Source organism: Microbacterium sp. (assembly GCF_048259935.1).
Taxonomy (GTDB): Bacteria; Actinomycetota; Actinomycetes; order Actinomycetales; family Microbacteriaceae; genus Microbacterium.
Window position 1 is genome coordinate 1 of the sequence record NZ_JBLXHF010000010.1, and the last position, 16,158, is coordinate 16,158.

Here is a 16,158-nt window from a genome sequence, read left to right on the forward strand (position 1 = left end):
GATCTCACAATCGCGCCCCTCTCCCCCGCCGACGAGGCCGAGGCCCGCGTGGGCGACCTGATGCTGCTCGACCTTCGTCAGTGGATGACCACCCGACTGCGCGGCCGAGACAAGAGCCCTGGCGTCGTGTTTGTCGACGAGTTCGCGCAGTTGGTCACCGCCGACAGCGACCCCGGCGACACGGCCGGCTCGATGTTCGAGACGGCACGCTCGGCAGGGCTTGGCCTCTGGCTTGCCGTGCAGTCTGTCGCTGGCATCTCCAACGACGAGACGCGCCGAGAACGCGCACTGTCGAGCGGTGCGGCACTCGTCATCGGGCGCAGCAAGAGCCCGGAGGACGCCGTCAGCTACGCAGGAACTGTGATGCGTCTCGAAGCATCCGGTGCAGCGACGGGTGAGGAGCTGCGCGGTGCGCGCGCCCAGCACACCTACGTGATCCCGCCCCAGGACGTGCGTCAAGCCACGATGGGACAGTTCTGGCTCATTCAGGGCGGCGGACTCATTCGCGGGCGCGCTCTGCCGCCACAGAAGGCCAGCGCCGCAACGCCGGCCCCGCTGCCGGCCGAAGTCGACGAGCCGGCACCCATCGGGCAGGTGGTCGACGACGAGGCAGTACGCGAAGAACCGCAGTCTTAAGCCAGGGAGGGCAGCACTCGCGAACGGTCAAAGGGGTGTCTTGGACGTGAATGCGAGAGCGCGGTTGTGCTGCACGATCGACGAGCAGAGTTCGTCGCGCTCTATTTCTTCGTCAGTGAACCGAGACATTTGAGAGTGGATGAGTCGGACATAGCTGCGCCCCTCGTCCATCGAATCGGCTTCGATATGAGACACAGCCATGTTGTACGCGGTCCCGCACCGAAGTGCCGTCAATCGAGCTGCGCTTTCAGCTCCGAAGAGCAGGTTCTCCATGACGTCGGTTTCGTCGAGAACGCGCGTGTAGAGGTTGTACATGTGCGTGAGCCCCGCATTTAGTACCTCTAGCGGAACTCCGTTGGCCTTCGCCTCTAGTACGTCTTCGTATAAGCAGCCCTGTAAACCGATTAGCTCGCACACGAGGGCGTCGTGTTGCTCGATGCGCCGAGGGGCTTTCTGCACTTCACTCTCGTACAGAGGGAGCCGTTTCAGGCGTTCCTGACCGGTCAACGACAGTGCCGGCTCGCGGAGGCGCTGGAGCAGAAACCTGCGGTGAAAGGCGTCCGTGACTATCGGACCGTGAGTGCGCATGGCCAAATACTAGGAGCGTCTTCAGACCAGGTATACGAAATGCGCGAAGAACCTCGTCCGTAAGACCCGCCCCCAATGTGCACAGCCCAGCTATTGCGGGGCTGCCCTGCACACAGTGGGGACGGCTCCGATCGTTCCGACCCAGCAGCTCGAGTTTTTTTGGCTAATGACGACAGGGTGGATTTCGAAGGGGGTAGCGTCCCGCAGCCCGTGGCACTTCCAGCCGACTAAGCAGCGTACGCACTCCCCCACTCCCCCGCGTTAGATATAGCGGCGCAGCTCTAGTAGATGCAAAGTTGAGCAGCAGAGGGAGCACTCAGCCCTGCCGCAGTTGACGATGCCCCAGCCGTCACGTTTAGAAATTCACAGAAGGCAAGTCCCCCCTTGACTTTCAGGGCAAGGGGGGACTAGACTTTAGATATGAACAAGGCAGAGAAGGCGCAGGCAGACGGGATCGTCGTCGTGTTCAGTCCCGAGGAATCATGCGTTCAGTGCAACGCGACCTCGGCGAGCCGGTGAGGGATCGTATCTATTCCCATCTCCCCGACGACACCACGAGCCGCTCCATCCCACGACCCTCGGACGGTGGATAGCGCGGGCCGGGGTCAGCCCGCGGATCGCCCGGAACTACGCCATGCTCGCCCTCGCTAGCGACCTCCCCGCCGCTATCGTGGCCGTTCAGATGGGAATCACGCCGCAGACAGCGAGCCGATGGTCGCAGTTCTCGCAACGCGACAATTCCGAGTTCGTCGCCGCGAGAGCAGATTTCCTCCCCCGCTGAGGGCACATCGGAGTGGGTTCAGGCAGCCGCGGCCCGAGAACTCCAAGCCGAGTCAATTCCTTCCAGGACGCTAACAATCAGGGACGCAGTGCGGCGCTGGGTCAAGTGTCCAGGGGGTGTCTCGTCTCGACGTCCCGCATGCGTCCGGCTAGAAGCGCGACGATGGCGAGCAGCGTCGGCGCGACGCCGGCCACGATGAAGATGGCGGGTATCGGCACGATCAGCGATAGGGGCCCGGCGATGGCGATCGAGACGGGCATGAACGCGATGGAGACGAAGAAGTCGAGACTGGCGACACGGCCGATCATTTCGGGTGGCACGAGGCGTTGAAGCAGTGTGCCCCAGATCACCACGCCGGCTCCTGTGGCAGCTCCGACCGCGAACAGTGTGGCGAGCATCACTATTAGGTTGTTGGCGAGGCCGATGAGCACGAGCGGGAGGGTTCCGCCGCCCCAGAGGCCGATCATCAGTGTCAGGTATCGCCGGGGCAGTTTGAGTGACGACACGATGAGCGATCCGATGGCGCCTCCGATTCCGTAGGCGGCGAGTAGTAGTCCGAACGTTGCTTCGGCGTCGTCGAATCGGTCGCGGGTGAGGAAGGGGAGAAGTACCTCGATTGGGCCCTGGATGATGAGCGCGAGGGATGATCCGAAGATCAGGGTCCATAGCAGCCAGCGGGTGCGGGCGACGTAGCGGACCCCGGCTTTGAGGTCGCCCCACACGCTCGTGCGTTGCTGCGACTGTTCCGGTTCGGTGGTTTCCTCCCGGCGGCTGAGGAACAGTGTGATGACGAACGCGACTGCGTAGGACGCGGCGACGATGACCGCTCCGATGGCGGGGAAGAACGCCCCGACGATGATCCCTCCGAGGGCGGGTCCGAGGCCCTGCCCCATCGAGGGCCGGAGAGCCCCTTCGAGCCCGTTTGCGGCGAGCAGTTGTTCGGGCGGTAGTACTTGGGGGAGGTAGGCGCTGTAGGCCGGGTAGAAGAACGCACTACCCGCGCCCATGGCGAACGAGGCGAGCCCGACATGCCACAACTCGATCGCGCCCGTGAGGGACAGCACCGCGACGGCGGCCATGACCGCCGCGGTGAGTCCCTGCACGGTGATGATGATCCGCCGCTTCGAGAAGCGATCGGCTACCACCCCGCCGAGGACCGAGAAAGCGAAGAGGCCGAGGCTGAGCCCGGTAGCGACGGCTGACAGGGCAAGGGGGCTGTCGTCGAGTGCGAGCACCTGAAACACCATGACGATGGTCCACATGCCGGTGCCGAAGACTTCGATACCGACGGCCGCGAACAGCAGCCGGTAGTCGCGGGTAGCGAGAGGGCGCAGCGCCCGCAGCCGGTCGGGAGTCTCGCGGGTCATACGAGCGCCTCGCTTTCGGTCGTAGCTTCCAGTTGCAGTGCCGGCCAGCCTTCGACGTCGCGGAGAAGCTGCCGGTCGTGGGTGGATACGACAACAGCCGCTTGGGTGGCGTTGAGCGCGTCGGTCAGTTCGTCGACGAGCGCGATCGATAGGTGGTTGGTCGGTTCGTCGAGCAAGAGCACGTGCGGCTTGGTGGCGAGCACCAGGGCCAGCTCGAGGCGCCGTTGCTGGCCCATCGACAGCTCACCTATCCGCTTGCTCGATTCGCGGGCGCGCAGGAGCCCGAGCTGCGAGAGACCGACTGCCTCACGCGATGGAACGAGCGCGTCGACGTGGGCTGCGTAGAACTCGCTCGCGCGACGATCCAGCGGCAGCTCCGACTCTTGGCGCAGAAAAGCGAGCCGCACGTTCTGCGGGCGACGAACGGTGCCGGTGTCCGGGCGGAGGTCTCCCGCTGCGACGCTCAGCAGTGTGGACTTGCCGGCCCCGTTGGGTCCGGTCACTACGAGACGCCCGCGGTGTGACAGAGAGAACGCCGCCGGGCGCGTAAGCCTGCCGGTCACGGTCACGTCCTCCACGCTCAACAGCACCGCTCCGGTTCGGGTCGCAAGCTCCGGGAAGCGAAACACTTGCGGCGGCTCGGGAACAGTCACCGCGTGCGCTTCGAGTTGCTCCTGCCGGCGATGCACGCTCTGCACGAGCCCGCCCGCGCGCGTGGCCCGTCCGTGCTTGTTGGTTCCCTTCTCTGGTCGCCACCCCGAGACGAGTCGGTTCTGCGCCGAGCTGAGACTGTCCTGCAGCCGCGCGAGCTCGGTCTGCTGTCGCTCGAATTCGTGCTCCCACCGTTCGCGCTCGGCGCGCCGGCCCTCGCGGTAGCCGGCATAACCGTTGCCGTACACGCGCACCCGGTCATCCGGGGTCGGGTCGAGGTCCACGATCGTCTCCGCGACGTCGGAGAGCAGCGCGCGATCATGGGTGACGACGACCACGCCGCCGTTTCGCGACCGCAGTTGCGTGGTCAGAAACTCGAGGCCGCTTCGATCGAGGTGATTTGTGGGTTCGTCGAGGAGCAGGAAATCGTCGTCGGCGCCGAGCAGGCACGCCAGACGGACTCGATAGCGCTGCCCGACGGAGAGGTCGTCCAGGCGCCGGGATGGCTCCGTTTCGGCGTCGAGTGCTTCCAACGCGATCTGCACCCGCCGTTCGGCATCCCACGCATCGAGGACTTCGGCGTGTTCCAATGCGGCGGCGTATCGTTCTTCGGCGCCGGGGACGCCTGCGGCGAGTGACACCGCGGCCGAATCGAGGGCCGCAACGGCGGCGAGCGGCTGCGCGATCGCTTCCGCGACCGCCTGGCCCACTGTGCGGTTGCCGCCGGTCGGCATCTCTTGTTCGGCTATGCCGACCGTCCCGAGTCGCTGCACTACTCCGCTGTCCGGGGTGAGAGCGCCGCTGAGGACGTGCAGGAGCGTCGACTTCCCCCGGCCGTTCTCGCCCACGATCGCTACTCGCGAGGTGGCCGTGACCGTGAGGTCGACGTGGCTGAGGACGGGGGTGGCTCCGCGCGTTACGGAGACGTCGGAGGCGATGAGCTGCGCGCGATGGCGCGCTGGTAGAGGGGTGTTGAGGGAGAGCATTCGTATCCTTCGGAAACGACGCACCGCACGGCTATGAAGCGTGCGAGGGTGCGCAAGGTGACGGCGACCCGTGCAGGGTCGAGAACGAGCGGCCGCCGCAGGCTCGGATGACTCAACGAGCGCGGTAGGCCTTACTCAGCCGTCACAGGAAGTACAAATGCACATTCCGAGTGTATCGAACGACGTGATCAGAGCAACCACCGAAGAGACTCCGCCTGGAGTTTGTGGCTCTCGTCAGCGGGACGCGCCTGCCCGGAGATCTCCGCAACAGAGGAGAGGTACAAGCCCACCACACTCGGCGGACGACGATCTGCTAGCTGTCGCTCAAAGGCATGAGCGGATCGACGCGTGCTTGCGAATAGCGCAACCTTCAATATTGCTTCTCCGCCAGTCACGGCAACGGAGGTGGAGCGATGAACGCCACTACCGTTACCGCTCCCCTCGTTGAGGCGATCGAGGCCGCGTGGGCAGCCATTCAGGATGCTCACAACGACGTGCCCGAGGTCGTCGTTACGCTCGGCAGCGGCAGCAGCGCAAAGGGCCTCACGCTCGGCCATTTCGCCGCCGACCGATGGGTGCGCGGAGAGGACGCCGTGCACGAGCTTTTCGTGGGCGGCGAAGGCCTCGCCCGAGGCGGCAGCGACGTCATGGGCACACTCATCCACGAGGCCGCGCACGCAGCTGCTCAGGCGCGCGGGATCAAGGACACCAGCCGACAGGGCCGCTACCACAACCAGCAATTCCGAGCGATCGCGGAAAGCTTCGGGCTGACCATCGAGCACGACCCCAAGCTCGGATGGAGCACCACAACACTCCCCCAGGCATCCGCCGCCCGATACGCCGCCACCATCGCTGCGCTCGACGCCGCGATTACCGCGCACCGCCGCGCCGAAGTTCACACCGCGAACGGCGGCCGCAAGAGCAGCAACAACGGGGCCGCCGCCACGTGCGGATGCGGACGCAAGGTCAGAGCATCGCTCGCCGTGCTCGACGCCGGCCCCATCCTCTGCGGGCTATGCGGAGACGAATTCACTTCCGACGAATAGAAAGGCAAGGCCCCCCTTGACTTGCGAGGCAAGGGGGGCCTAGACTAGAGTCATGAAAGCACAGAAGACGCGGGACGTCCTGAAGCACCTGAAAGGCCTCGGTTGGGTTTACCTCCGGGACGGACAGGGAAGCCATGAGCTGTGGGGACTGCCCGACGAATCTGTGAAGGCGTCGATCCCGGTCGGGCACTCCGAGGTGTCCCCTGGCGTTCTTCGCCAGATTCAGAAGGCCGGCGTCGATCTGCCGCGTAAGTGGCAATAAGGAAGGGATGCGCGATGAGCGTACGAACGTTCGAGGTCACCGTCGAGCGCGACGGCAACTGGTGGGTGTTCGAGATCCCAGAACTCGGCACCGGAGGCCAGGCAAAGAGCCTCGCGGAAGTCGACTTCGAGGCGCAGGGCGTCGCCGCGATGTGGCTCAACGTCTCCCCCGATACGGTCGCCGTCAATGTCACCGTGAAGGGCCCAGAGCACGCACTCAGCGAATGGGCCGCAGCCGAACGTGACGAACAGGACGCCCGAAAGGCGCAAGCCCGAGCCGCAGAGCGTAGGCGCTCCGTCGTGCGCGAGCTGCGCGCACAGCTCAGTGCGCCCGACGTCGGCCGCGTGCTCGGCATCAGCAAGCAACGCGTCTACCAGATTGAGAAGTCGGCCAGCTCCCCCGACAAAGTCGCATAAGCCCAAACCATCCAGCTATCTAGCTAGCTCGGATGTGTTTCCAAAATCTAGATAGATAGGCAGCTATCAATCTAAATAGATAGACAGATAGATAGGCAGGTAGATAGAATGAACGGCATGCAGACGCTCATGGTTTACAGCGAGGCGGGCGGAGTCAAGAAGACGACCACCGCCGTCAGCCTGGCGATGATCGCCGCGGAGGGGCACGAGGGGAGAGCGGCCGACGCAGACAAGGGACTGTTCGCAATTGAACCCGTGACACCGCGCCGGGTTGTTCTGATCGATCTTGACCCGCGAGCAGCGACCACGAAGTGGACGCGCGTCGAGCCCACGGAATCCTGGCAGCACGTCGGCGCAATCTTGGGGGAGAAGGACGACGCCACAGGGTGGGCGGAAGATCTCGCCATAGAAAGTCACTGGAACGCGAATCTGCGCGTCATCCCCGCAGCCCGCGACCTCAGCAACCGTGAGAGCGAGCGTGACGACTACGCCGAACTGCGCCTTAAGCAGTCACTCTCCGGGCTGGATGCCGATCTCGTCGTCATTGACTGCGCCAACCGCCAGGGCGGCACGCTTACGCTCTCAGCGCTGCACGCATCCGAGGCGGTGCTGTACGCCGCTACTGCGAGCGATTCGGGCGTCGATGGGGTCACAGGCGCTCAGCGCACCGTCGAGGCCTACCGTCGTCATATGGCCGCGCTCGGGGCTGCGACCGGCATCGAAGAAGCCGGCGTCGCCGTCACGCGAGACGGCACCGGATTCATGAGCTTTAGCGAGACAGACGCGATCGAGCAGATTCGCGAACTTGCGCCTGTTGTCGATCCGATCGTTCCGCATCTGTCGATCGTTCCCGAAGTCCGCATGGCGGGGGAGTGGTACGGCGCATATCGCAAGGGCCAGGCGGTGCGTGATGCATATGCCGCAATCGTGGGAAAGGTAATCCGATGAGCATGCAAGACCGACCCGAGCGCCCCGCACGGACGAAGCCACGCCCACCCGCTGATGCCGGCATCGATCCCATCGACTTTCGCCCCGCAGCGCCCGAACCCGCAGCGCCCAAGGTGACCAAGCAGCCCGCCGAAGGCAAGGGCGCGACGTCGCCCGCGGCAGCCCCAAAGTCCGAAGCTGCGACGTCGCGCGCCGATGCAGCCACTACAGCGCCGGCATCCGTCGGTCCGGAGCTGGATATCACCGTGCAGAGCGGAATCCGGTGGTCGCCTGCGACGGAGAACATCATCCGCGCCGCGAAGGCGCGTACAGGCAAGACCCGCAGAGCCCTCGTCGAAGAAGCGATCGCGCAAGTGTGGGGGAGTTGACACGTACGTGTCAATGCTCGAGAGGATCGAGCACACGAAAGGGGCGGCGCGGCAGTGTCGCCCCTTTCGTTTTCAGCGGAGAACCCAGCTCACGAAAGCCAGCAGCTCGGTCGTGATCTTCTCTCGCTGCGCTACGTAGACCGGATGCCGGCCCGATCGCTCTGGCCCGTCGACGCTGCCAACTACGTACCCGAGCGCTTCAAGCTCGCGCAGCGCGTCGATGGTGGTCGATACGGATAAGCCGGTCGCCGCAGATATCTCGGTGCGGAGCGCTGGCCCCTTGCTCAGTAGGAACCGCAAGCAGCTCAGTCGGGACTCGTTCTGGATCGCCCGATGAGCGGCGGCGGCTTCACCCGCAAGCTCGGGAATCGATGGGCGACGGGGCATGCCGTCCATTCTGCCAGCCGTGCCTATTCGGCTTGGTTTCATCTCTGCACCTTCCTAGCTTACGGATAATCCGTTAGCCTGATGACATGGCGACCAACCAGGGAGCCGGCCGGACTGTCGAAGGTTCGGGGTAGCATGTTCGAAAAAGCAGGGGGTGCTTTATGACTGAGAATGCGTCAAAATCTGCAGGATTCCGCGGAGCTGTACGAGTCCAGGGATACAGTGAGACGGTCCCGACCGGAGAGGGTGAAACGCCCACAGATTCACCGCTTATCGAAGCGGCTCATGTCCCCCAAATGGGGGACACAGCGAATAACACGGAAGTACCATCGTCGGAGCAGCTGCTAGCGCGATTGAGCGGCGGGGGAGAGGCCCGTTCTGAGGCCTCCGAGCCGACCGAGAATCCCGCCGAGGGGGAGCAAGATTCCCCACAGTCCGCGGCTGGTCCGAGCGACCTGAGACTGCGCAGCAGGGAACGTCCGTCCGATGTTCCGTCGCTCGGCTGGAACAAGGTTCTGCGCTCGCTCGGGCTTAAGCCCAAGCCGAGCGCCGCCGAGCAGGAAGCCGCGGAGCTGGGTCGTTCGCGGTCCCTCATTCGACTCTCGACGTGGCCGCGAAGCGTCGGCATCCTGGTCGCAAACCCGAAGGGAGGCGTCGGCAAGACGCCTCTGTCGTTGCTGGTCGCCGGCGTGCTCGCGAACATCCGAGGCGGCGGCACCATCGTGCTCGAAGTCTCTGATGATCCCGGCGCTCTGGCCGTTCGTGCCGAGGGGCCGGCAGCGGCCGGCGTCGCGGAGCTGCTGCGGGATATCGACGAGATCAAGGGGGCGGGGCAGCTTGCCGGCTATGTCGCGCAGCAGACTTCGTACGCGGCCGTGATCGGTACAGCCGGCGATCGTGATGCGCTTACGGGGGAGGACGTGAAACGCATGGCGGCGCTCACGGACACCTACTATCCGGTGCGCGTCATGGATTCGGGAAACCAGCCGTCGTCTGACGCCTTCCACGGCGCGATCGAGGTCACCGACGCTCTCGTGATTCCGGTCCTCGATGCCCTGCCCGAGCTGAACGGCGCGATGCAGCTGCTCCGTCATCTGCACAAGCTCGGCGGGCATGCCGAAGCTCTCGCCCGGTCGGCGATCATCGTGCGGATGCACGACGGCCGCGCTGAGGATCCCGAGGTGCGCAGCTACGCGGATCAGCTCGTGGAGACAGCCGGCGTCGGCGGGGTCGTGCACGTGCCGTTTGATCCGCACATCGCGCAGCGCACCACCCTCAGCTTTGGTGAGCTCAAACCAGCCACCACAGCAGCTATTACGCAGCTGACCGCGGCGATCGTCGCGCAGCTCAACGCAGCACTTCGAAAGGCAGCATGACCATGGATAACCCGATTGACGGCATCATCCCGGACTTCACCATCTTTGGTGCAGAGTTCACGACCATCTGGCAGAAGCTTTTCGCTGGCGGATGGGCGCTCGCGATCATCGCGGCGATCGTGTTTCTCATCATGGGGCTCATCAAGCTTGGGTCGAGCGGCGAGACGAACCCGCAGGGCGTCGCTGAGGCCAAGAGGCAGATCATCCGATCTGCCGTCGCTCTCGGCGGTCTGGTGGCTCTGGCCGTGATCGTCGGCGCAATCATCGCGATCGTCTCGTGAACGCGCAGCCCACCGCTCGCCGTCGCTGGCCCTGGTATGTCCTGGGCGTAGCGGTGTTCGTCATCGTGGCTGTGGTCGGGCTGGTCTTGTTCACGCCGCGCGGAGATGCCCCCGTGGCGACTCCGCGCCCCACAACCCCGTCGACGTCCTCCACGACACCCCCTGCCGTGGAGGGCGTCGACGGTTGCCTAGGCGGGGACGCCCGCGCGCCGCAGACCGTTCTCGACGCGCAGGAGGCGGCACCGCAGACCCCCGAAGGGGCCGTGTCGTTTGTTGCCGCGTTCTCGCGGTGGGCGGCACAGAAGCCGGCAGCGCCGGCCGATGAGGTCGCGCAGCTCGACGGCATCGTGTCGACCTTGCCCGACCTGGCCGGCGACGTCGCATCAGCCGATCAGTTCCAGGCCGCGCAGTTCAGGGTCACGACGCTGAACGGGTATTACCGCATTGAAAGTGTGACGGACACGAGCGTAGTTGTGACGCTCATGCTCCCTCTCGTGATTAACGAGGCGGTCGACCCGACGCTGCGCTACATGCCGTCTGTCGAGGTCGAGTGGACGGGAAAAGGATGGGTGATCGTCGACAACGTCGACACCCCCGATAAGACGTCGCTCCCGACGACAGGTGTGGCGATCCCAGGAGGTTGCTGACATGCGTCAGCTCAACATCATCGATGACATTGGGAGTCTCCCGGAGGTCATCGGCGGGCTCGTCGACTTCTGGTCCGACCCGTGGGGAAACATGTATGCAGCCGGCCGCGAGGCCGTCATGGGGTTGGCCAGCACGGTAATTCCCGCGATCACCGAATCGACGCTGCCCGACCTGACGCTGCCGAGCTTTCTGAGCGCATATGCAGTCTCGTTCGCGGTGTCCATCCTGGTCGCGTGCGTGCTGCTCATCGGACAGTTCGTGCGGACAGCTCGCGGCGCAATGAGCGGCGAGGAACTCTTTCAGTCCATCGCCCTGTACTTCCCCGGTTTCCTCGTCGGCGTCAGTTTCGGACCCGCGATCGGGCTGCTCGTCGTCGAGCTGATCCGGGCGCTGTCCCGCAGCATCATCGAATGGACTTACGGCGGGACCGTCCTCGAAATGGTCGATACGTTCAGCGCCGTAGCTCTCGAAGATCCGTCGCTGATCGCGGGCGGGGCGTACATCGGCTTTCTGATCATCTGGGCAATGGCGATCGGGCTCCTGATCGTCGTCGCCCTATTCGTGTTCCAGCTCGTCATCCTCTACTTCGCGGGCGTCCTGATCCCGCTCGCCGTCGTCCACATCGTCGATCAGCAACGCCGTAGCGGCGGCATGGCCGCAGTAAAGGTGTGGATCGGGATGCTGCTCATCCACCCGACCCTGTTCTTCATGCTCGGGTTTGCGTTCCGGCTCACCATTGACTCGATTGGGCAATGGGGAGACGACGGCTTCAAGAACCTCGTGATGCTGCTCGTCGCTATGATCGCGATTTTCCTCGCAGAGATTGCTCCGTTCGTGCTCGTCTCGTGGGCAAGCAAGCATCTCGCCGGCCAAACGGCGTCCGGAAGCGCTGCCGCAGCGATGCCTATCGGGGCGCGCTCTCCGGGGCGCACACCGGTCAGCGCTGGCGCTGCGGCCGCGCCGCGCTCGGCCCAGCCCGTACGCGCGAACGCCGCCCCGGCGGATGCACGAGGCGCGACAGCCAGCATCGGCGCTAAGGGCGTATCTCAGGGCGGCGGCGCAGCCGCAGCCCGAGGCGCAGCCGGACAAGCCGGGACAGCTACAGCTGGCCGCGGAGCAGCGGCAACAGTCGGGAAGGCTGGCGGCGTTGCAGCAGCGGCCGGGACTGCCGCAGTTCAAGGCGCGACCACCGTCGCGCGCAAGGTCAACGACAGCGCGCACACTCCGGTGTCTGCCCCGCCGACAGTTGGAAAGGATCGCCCCGAATGAGCGAGCAGAACCAGGCAGAGCAGCTGCGCGGCGTCTACGTCCTCGGGGGAGAAGGAAGCCACCGCGGATTCTGGGGCGAGAAGGCCAAAGGACGCGGCTGGGGCGTCGTCGTCATCATCGCAATCACCTTCTTCTTCGTTCCGGCGTTTGGGTGGCCCGCGATCATCCTCGGCGTTATCGCAGCCGGCGTCCTGGTCGTACTGACCAGCGCCACACACAACGGCTCGATCCTCGAGCGCCGTACCCGCAGCAAGCGGCACCGTGAGGCGGTGAAGAACCGCAGCGGCGATTACCAGCCCTATGACGCGCAGCGCGTCGCCATGCTCACCGCAGCTCTCTCGCAGACCGCCAAGACCAAGGACAAGGGAGAACGCGCCGCGCGCATCGAGTGGGCGCGGGAACTGGCTGCGATGCGCGCCACCCCTGACGGCGCAGACGGGATGGGCTGGCTGCAATCAGCTCGCGGCATCCCCGGTATCGCGTGGCACGGTCCCGTGGGGGAGGACCCTTACTTGTCCGTGGCGTTCGCCGTCAGCGGGCAGCTGCGCGGTATGGAGTCTCCGGACTCCACACTGCGCAAGGCAGAAGGTTTCGGATCGCTGCTCGCCGGCCGAGCGGCGCCGGGTTCGCTGTTGCGATTCGTGCAGCCGGTGACCCGAATCCTGCCCGCAGACACGGCGCTGCAGGAATGGTGGGTCATGAACAACCTCGACGACGACGCCCCGGACTGGGCAAAGAAGTCGTATGAGGAAGTGCTGCTCGCAGCAAGCGCAGGTGCGATGGTGCAGCGGCATTACGTCGTGGCCAGCTGGCCGCTCAACGCACGCTTTGCCGAGCGCGCCCGAAAGTTCGGGGAGGGACGCGACGGCTGGCGACGACTCATGGCTGCCGAGATTGAATCCGCACAGCGAGGACTCCACGATGCCTACTTCGGCACCGCTGAACCGCTCACCGCTCGGGGCACCGCCGCCGTGATCCGCCACATGCAGAACCCCAGCCGGCCCCTCGACCTCGTGCGCGACCTCGACCCGACCGAGCTAGGAGAGCGCGCCCGGGGCGGCGAGTTCTCTGCGCACGTCGTCGAGGGCATCGACCCCGACACGGGCGCACAGGTGGAATGGTGGCATCGCACCGCTGCGATCCGCGCCGAGCACCTATCTGTCGCCCAGCGCACCCCGCTTTGGCTACTGCCGCTGCTGGTGGGCAACAAGCTCGACGTGATCCGCACGGTGACTTTCCACATCGAACTGATCCCGGCATCCGAAGCGCGGCACGCAGCACGAAAGGATCTCGTGTCCGACCTCGCGACCGAGCACGCCGAGACGGCGGGCGGAAGAATCCCGCTCGATGAGGGCAGCGTGCGAGTCGACGCCGCGCGGCGTCGCCGCAACGACCTCGCAGAAGGTTCCGGCCACCACGGCACCAATTGGATCGGGTACGTGACGATCACCGCCGACAGTAAAGAACAGCTCGCGCTCGACAGCCGCGCGCTGGAAGAACTGTGCGACACAGACGCCGGCATTCACCGGCTCGAATGGCTCGACAGCTACCAGCCCGCAGCGAGCGGTCTGACATGGCCGATCGGTCGGGGCATCCGAGCTGACACGCCCACATGGGCTGCACGCACGATGCGCGTCCTTGCTGGCAAGGGAGAGAAGGAAGCGATCTCATGAGCGACACCACCGCATCTGGTCGGCGGTCCCGCCGCCGCGCGACAGCAGCGGCCGTCGACGTCGAGGAGACGCCGACCAACGATGCAGGGGAGGTATCCCCGTACGAGCTGCCAGGCCCGCAGCGGCGCACGAATCTGCGCAAGGCGCGTCGAGGCTACTACGCTCCGAGGCTCCCAGGAGCGCCGTCAACGACCCGGCAAGCGACCGTCCTCAACACCGCTCTGATTGGACCCGTCACGGGTACATCAGGTGTTGCGAACGGTCGCGATGTTCTGTCGCACAGCCTCGTCACGCATGACCCGGTGACGGCATACAACGCGACGCCGCGGCTTATCTCATCCCCGAACACGATCGTCGTCGGGGGAGTGGGCGGCGGAAAGTCCAGCTTCGTCAAAACAGTGTTTGTGCTGCGCCCTCTCGTGCTCGCCGGCCGGCGAGCTGTCATCTTCGACAAGAAGCCCCGAGGCAACGAGGGCGAATATGCCGAGCTGGTGCGCGAGTGGGGACAGGGCGAGCCGATCCGGTTCACCCAGGACGGTTCAGGCTCTCGACTGAACCTGCTCGATCCGCTCATCGTGAACCAGATCGGGGACGCCGGCACCTATCGGCTGCTGCACGCGATCGTGCGTATCGCCCGTGATGGGGCGCAGCTCGACGTCTGGGATGAGAAGGCAGCTCGTGCCGCTCTGTCGCAGACCCTCGCCAGCTTCGAGGACGGCCGCAACCCCACGTTGGCCGATATCCTCCCGCGCCTCGGCCGCGTGGATCCCGATGACGACTTGTCGCCGTCGTCCCGCGACAGGTTGCACCAGGCCGGCCTCGGCGTTCGGTTCACGTTGGAAGGGTTGCTCGACGAATACGGCGGGCTGCTCGATGGGGAGACGAGCCAGGGAGTCGACCTGACGGGCAAGCTCACGTCGTTTGATATCTCTCAGCTGCCCTCAGAAGGACCGTCATCGCACGTTGTCCGCGCGATCGGCAACCAGTGGATGCTTGGCCGGCTGCGCACCGATCCAGGCTGGCAGACGACGTGTATCAACGAGGAGGGGTGGGACATGGTGGAAGGGCCCGCCGCGCACCTTCTGAAATCGAATCAAAAGCTCTCACGCGGGCTCGGGCTTAATAACGTTTTCGTGTTCCATAAGGGAACCGATATCCCTAAGGACTCACCTGGCCAGACGGTCATCAGTGAGGCTCAGTCGATCTATGTGTTCCGGCAGGACCGGAAAGACGACGCCGACTGGGCGGTGCGTACGTTCGGCTTCGACCCGAGCACCGCTGAGGTCTTGCAGACGCTCAACCCCGGACACTTCGTGTTCAAGTACGGGTCGGTGCCCGAGACGCACGTGCAGCACCTTCGCTCAGAGATCGAGGTCACGCTGACCGATACGGACGAGGGGATGCGAGGCGACGCCCGCATGGTGCAGCAGTAATGAAGTTCAAGTCCCTCGGGCTGGTCATCCTCGGCGGCATCCTTGTCGTCGCATTCGGGGTGACCTTCCTGCTGGCATCCGTGCAGCGCAGCGAAGCGTCGACCATGTGCCTCGCGGATCCGTCGACGTACCCCGCGGAAGGCATTAACGGCTGGCGGGGTGACCAGCTCGCCAATGCCGGGGCGATCATCGACGCCGCGCAGCAGCTCTCGCTCGGCCGCGATGCGCAGATCATCGGGATCATGGCCGCGATGGGGGAGAGCGGGCTTAAGAACATCACTTACGGCGACTGGGAGACAGGCGGTAAGACGAACCCGGATGGAAGCCCGACCAGCAGCATCGGACTTTTCCAGCAGCAGGACTGGTGGGGGAGCGTCGAAGATCGTATGAACCCCACCAAGGCCGCAGCGATGTTCTTCGGCCGGCTCAACGCCGTCCCCGGCTGGCAGGACATGGAGCCGTCGCACGCGATCTGGCGCGTGCAGATCAATAGCGACAAGAACCACTATGCCCTGTACCAAAGCGACGCGATCGCCGTCGTCGACGCGCTCAGCGGCCCGTGCGGCGCAGGGGAGTGGATCGTTCCCGCTCGCGGCACCGTCTCCGGCGTGTTCGGGGACGGCCGCGGCGATCACGTCCACATGGGGACCGACCTCGCAGACGGCACATGCGCCGGCCCCATCTGGGCGGCATCAGCCGGCGTCGTCAGCTTCACTGGATGGAACAAGGGTGGCGGCGGGCATATCTGGATCGAGCACGCAGACGGCGTGGTCACCGGATACTTCCACATGAAGGTGTCCGACATTCTCGTGCGCAAGGGGCAGACAGTGGAAGCCGGCGAGCAGATAGGCAAGGTCGGCAACGAAGGCAACTCGTTCGGATGCCACCTGCACTACGAAGTGAAGGTCGATGGCAAGTACGTCAACCCGCAGACGTTCATGGAGGGGGTCGGCGTCGCGTTGCCGCGCTAAGCACTCATGACCCCCGATCTGCTCAGCTACCTAGCTGTGATGTCCAGGGACGTTGTTCTGCCCCCGCGCGC

16 protein-coding genes and 1 pseudogene are annotated in these 16,158 nt (G+C 65.1%); 13 read left to right on the forward strand and 4 right to left on the reverse strand.

Annotated elements, in window-relative coordinates:
• A pseudogene (locus ACN0RC_RS14020) lies at window positions 1–636 on the forward strand (hypothetical protein); the annotation flags it as partial.
• 27 nt (window positions 637–663) lie between these two features.
• Here the strand turns inward: ACN0RC_RS14020 and ACN0RC_RS14025 are convergent.
• The 3 genes from ACN0RC_RS14025 to ACN0RC_RS14035 all read right to left on the reverse strand — a co-directional run bounded on the left by ACN0RC_RS14025 (window position 664) and on the right by ACN0RC_RS14035 (window position 5,009).
• Entirely contained in the window at window positions 664–1,224 is a 561-nt protein-coding gene (locus ACN0RC_RS14025) for a hypothetical protein (protein ID WP_417512527.1), read from the reverse strand.
• An 882-nt stretch (window positions 1,225–2,106) separates the two neighbouring features.
• Window positions 2,107–3,372, reverse strand: coding sequence for an MFS transporter (locus ACN0RC_RS14030; protein WP_071329986.1), 1,266 nt, complete (start codon window positions 3,370–3,372; stop codon window positions 2,107–2,109).
• Window positions 3,369–5,009: an ABC-F family ATP-binding cassette domain-containing protein gene (locus ACN0RC_RS14035; RefSeq protein WP_184219691.1), complete on the reverse strand. Its 1,641-nt coding sequence runs from the start codon at window positions 5,007–5,009 to the stop codon at window positions 3,369–3,371. The genes ACN0RC_RS14030 and ACN0RC_RS14035 overlap by 4 nt, the downstream gene beginning before the upstream one ends.
• Before the next feature lie 413 nt (window positions 5,010–5,422).
• Here ACN0RC_RS14035 and ACN0RC_RS14040 point away from each other — a divergent pair, with 413 nt between their 5' ends.
• From ACN0RC_RS14040 to ACN0RC_RS14060, 5 genes are all read left to right on the forward strand, one after another.
• The gene (locus ACN0RC_RS14040; protein ID WP_417512528.1) at window positions 5,423–6,055 is read left to right on the forward strand and encodes a hypothetical protein; all 633 of its coding nucleotides are present in this window, start codon (window positions 5,423–5,425) and stop codon (window positions 6,053–6,055) included.
• A gap of 52 nt (window positions 6,056–6,107) precedes the next feature.
• Complete coding sequence (locus tag ACN0RC_RS14045) at window positions 6,108–6,317, forward strand: type II toxin-antitoxin system HicA family toxin (protein WP_417512529.1); 210 nt, start codon at window positions 6,108–6,110, stop codon at window positions 6,315–6,317.
• 14 nt (window positions 6,318–6,331) lie between these two features.
• Window positions 6,332–6,733 (forward strand): antitoxin HicB, encoded by a 402-nt coding sequence (locus tag ACN0RC_RS14050; RefSeq protein ID WP_417512530.1) that lies wholly within the window; start codon window positions 6,332–6,334, stop codon window positions 6,731–6,733.
• Window positions 6,734–6,850: 117 nt separating this feature from the next.
• On the forward strand, window positions 6,851–7,681 hold the full coding sequence (locus ACN0RC_RS14055) for a ParA family protein (RefSeq protein ID WP_417512531.1): 831 nt from the start codon (window positions 6,851–6,853) through the stop codon (window positions 7,679–7,681).
• Window positions 7,678–8,049 (forward strand): hypothetical protein, encoded by a 372-nt coding sequence (locus ACN0RC_RS14060; RefSeq protein ID WP_417512532.1) that lies wholly within the window; start codon window positions 7,678–7,680, stop codon window positions 8,047–8,049. Before ACN0RC_RS14055 ends, ACN0RC_RS14060 begins: the two co-directional genes overlap by 4 nt.
• Window positions 8,050–8,121: 72 nt before the next feature.
• On the opposite strand, the gene ACN0RC_RS14065 is transcribed toward ACN0RC_RS14060, so the two are convergent.
• Complete coding sequence (locus ACN0RC_RS14065) at window positions 8,122–8,436, reverse strand: winged helix-turn-helix domain-containing protein (RefSeq protein WP_417512533.1); 315 nt, start codon at window positions 8,434–8,436, stop codon at window positions 8,122–8,124.
• Between the two features lie 353 nt (window positions 8,437–8,789).
• Between ACN0RC_RS14065 and ACN0RC_RS14070 the strand changes: the two genes are divergently transcribed.
• From ACN0RC_RS14070 to ACN0RC_RS14100, 7 genes are read left to right on the forward strand one after another with little or no spacing between them, the layout of a single operon-like run.
• Entirely contained in the window at window positions 8,790–9,812 is a 1,023-nt protein-coding gene (locus tag ACN0RC_RS14070; protein ID WP_417512534.1) for a hypothetical protein, read from the forward strand.
• A 2-nt stretch (window positions 9,813–9,814) separates the two neighbouring features.
• Window positions 9,815–10,093: a hypothetical protein gene (locus tag ACN0RC_RS14075; protein ID WP_417512535.1), complete on the forward strand. Its 279-nt coding sequence runs from the start codon at window positions 9,815–9,817 to the stop codon at window positions 10,091–10,093.
• Window positions 10,090–10,740, forward strand: a complete 651-nt coding sequence (locus ACN0RC_RS14080) for a hypothetical protein (protein WP_417512536.1) — start codon at window positions 10,090–10,092, stop codon at window positions 10,738–10,740. Before ACN0RC_RS14075 ends, ACN0RC_RS14080 begins: the two co-directional genes overlap by 4 nt.
• A gap of 1 nt (window position 10,741) precedes the next feature.
• Window positions 10,742–12,010, forward strand: a complete 1,269-nt coding sequence (locus ACN0RC_RS14085) for a hypothetical protein (RefSeq protein ID WP_417512537.1) — start codon at window positions 10,742–10,744, stop codon at window positions 12,008–12,010.
• Window positions 12,007–13,683: an SCO6880 family protein gene (locus ACN0RC_RS14090; RefSeq protein WP_417512538.1), complete on the forward strand. Its 1,677-nt coding sequence runs from the start codon at window positions 12,007–12,009 to the stop codon at window positions 13,681–13,683. The genes ACN0RC_RS14085 and ACN0RC_RS14090 overlap by 4 nt, the downstream gene beginning before the upstream one ends.
• Window positions 13,680–15,116 carry an ATP/GTP-binding protein gene (locus ACN0RC_RS14095; protein WP_417512539.1) on the forward strand — a complete coding sequence of 479 codons (1,437 nt, stop codon included), beginning with the start codon at window positions 13,680–13,682 and terminating at the stop codon, window positions 15,114–15,116. The genes ACN0RC_RS14090 and ACN0RC_RS14095 overlap by 4 nt, the downstream gene beginning before the upstream one ends.
• Window positions 15,116–16,087 carry a M23 family metallopeptidase gene (locus ACN0RC_RS14100; protein WP_417512540.1) on the forward strand — a complete coding sequence of 324 codons (972 nt, stop codon included), beginning with the start codon at window positions 15,116–15,118 and terminating at the stop codon, window positions 16,085–16,087. Before ACN0RC_RS14095 ends, ACN0RC_RS14100 begins: the two co-directional genes overlap by 1 nt.
• Window positions 16,088–16,158: the final 71 nt, after the last annotated feature.

Excerpts from the sequence above, each read along its gene's own strand:
- ACN0RC_RS14065 (WP_417512533.1), bottom strand. The coding sequence starts at position 8,436 with ATGCCCCGTCGCCCATCGATTCCCGAGCTTGCGGGTGAAGCCGCCGCC.
- ACN0RC_RS14090 (WP_417512538.1), top strand. The coding sequence starts at position 12,007 with ATGAGCGAGCAGAACCAGGCAGAGCAGCTGCGCGGCGTCTACGTCCTC.
- ACN0RC_RS14035 (WP_184219691.1), bottom strand. The coding sequence starts at position 5,009 with ATGCTCTCCCTCAACACCCCTCTACCAGCGCGCCATCGCGCGCAGCTC.
- ACN0RC_RS14075 (WP_417512535.1), top strand. The coding sequence starts at position 9,815 with ATGGATAACCCGATTGACGGCATCATCCCGGACTTCACCATCTTTGGT.
- ACN0RC_RS14040 (WP_417512528.1), top strand. The coding sequence starts at position 5,423 with ATGAACGCCACTACCGTTACCGCTCCCCTCGTTGAGGCGATCGAGGCC.
- ACN0RC_RS14050 (WP_417512530.1), top strand. The coding sequence starts at position 6,332 with ATGAGCGTACGAACGTTCGAGGTCACCGTCGAGCGCGACGGCAACTGG.
- ACN0RC_RS14100 (WP_417512540.1), top strand. The coding sequence starts at position 15,116 with ATGAAGTTCAAGTCCCTCGGGCTGGTCATCCTCGGCGGCATCCTTGTC.
- ACN0RC_RS14030 (WP_071329986.1), bottom strand. The coding sequence starts at position 3,372 with ATGACCCGCGAGACTCCCGACCGGCTGCGGGCGCTGCGCCCTCTCGCT.
- ACN0RC_RS14025 (WP_417512527.1), bottom strand. The coding sequence starts at position 1,224 with ATGCGCACTCACGGTCCGATAGTCACGGACGCCTTTCACCGCAGGTTT.
- ACN0RC_RS14045 (WP_417512529.1), top strand. The coding sequence starts at position 6,108 with ATGAAAGCACAGAAGACGCGGGACGTCCTGAAGCACCTGAAAGGCCTC.
- ACN0RC_RS14060 (WP_417512532.1), top strand. The coding sequence starts at position 7,678 with ATGAGCATGCAAGACCGACCCGAGCGCCCCGCACGGACGAAGCCACGC.
- ACN0RC_RS14055 (WP_417512531.1), top strand. The coding sequence starts at position 6,851 with ATGCAGACGCTCATGGTTTACAGCGAGGCGGGCGGAGTCAAGAAGACG.
- ACN0RC_RS14085 (WP_417512537.1), top strand. The coding sequence starts at position 10,742 with ATGCGTCAGCTCAACATCATCGATGACATTGGGAGTCTCCCGGAGGTC.
- ACN0RC_RS14095 (WP_417512539.1), top strand. The coding sequence starts at position 13,680 with ATGAGCGACACCACCGCATCTGGTCGGCGGTCCCGCCGCCGCGCGACA.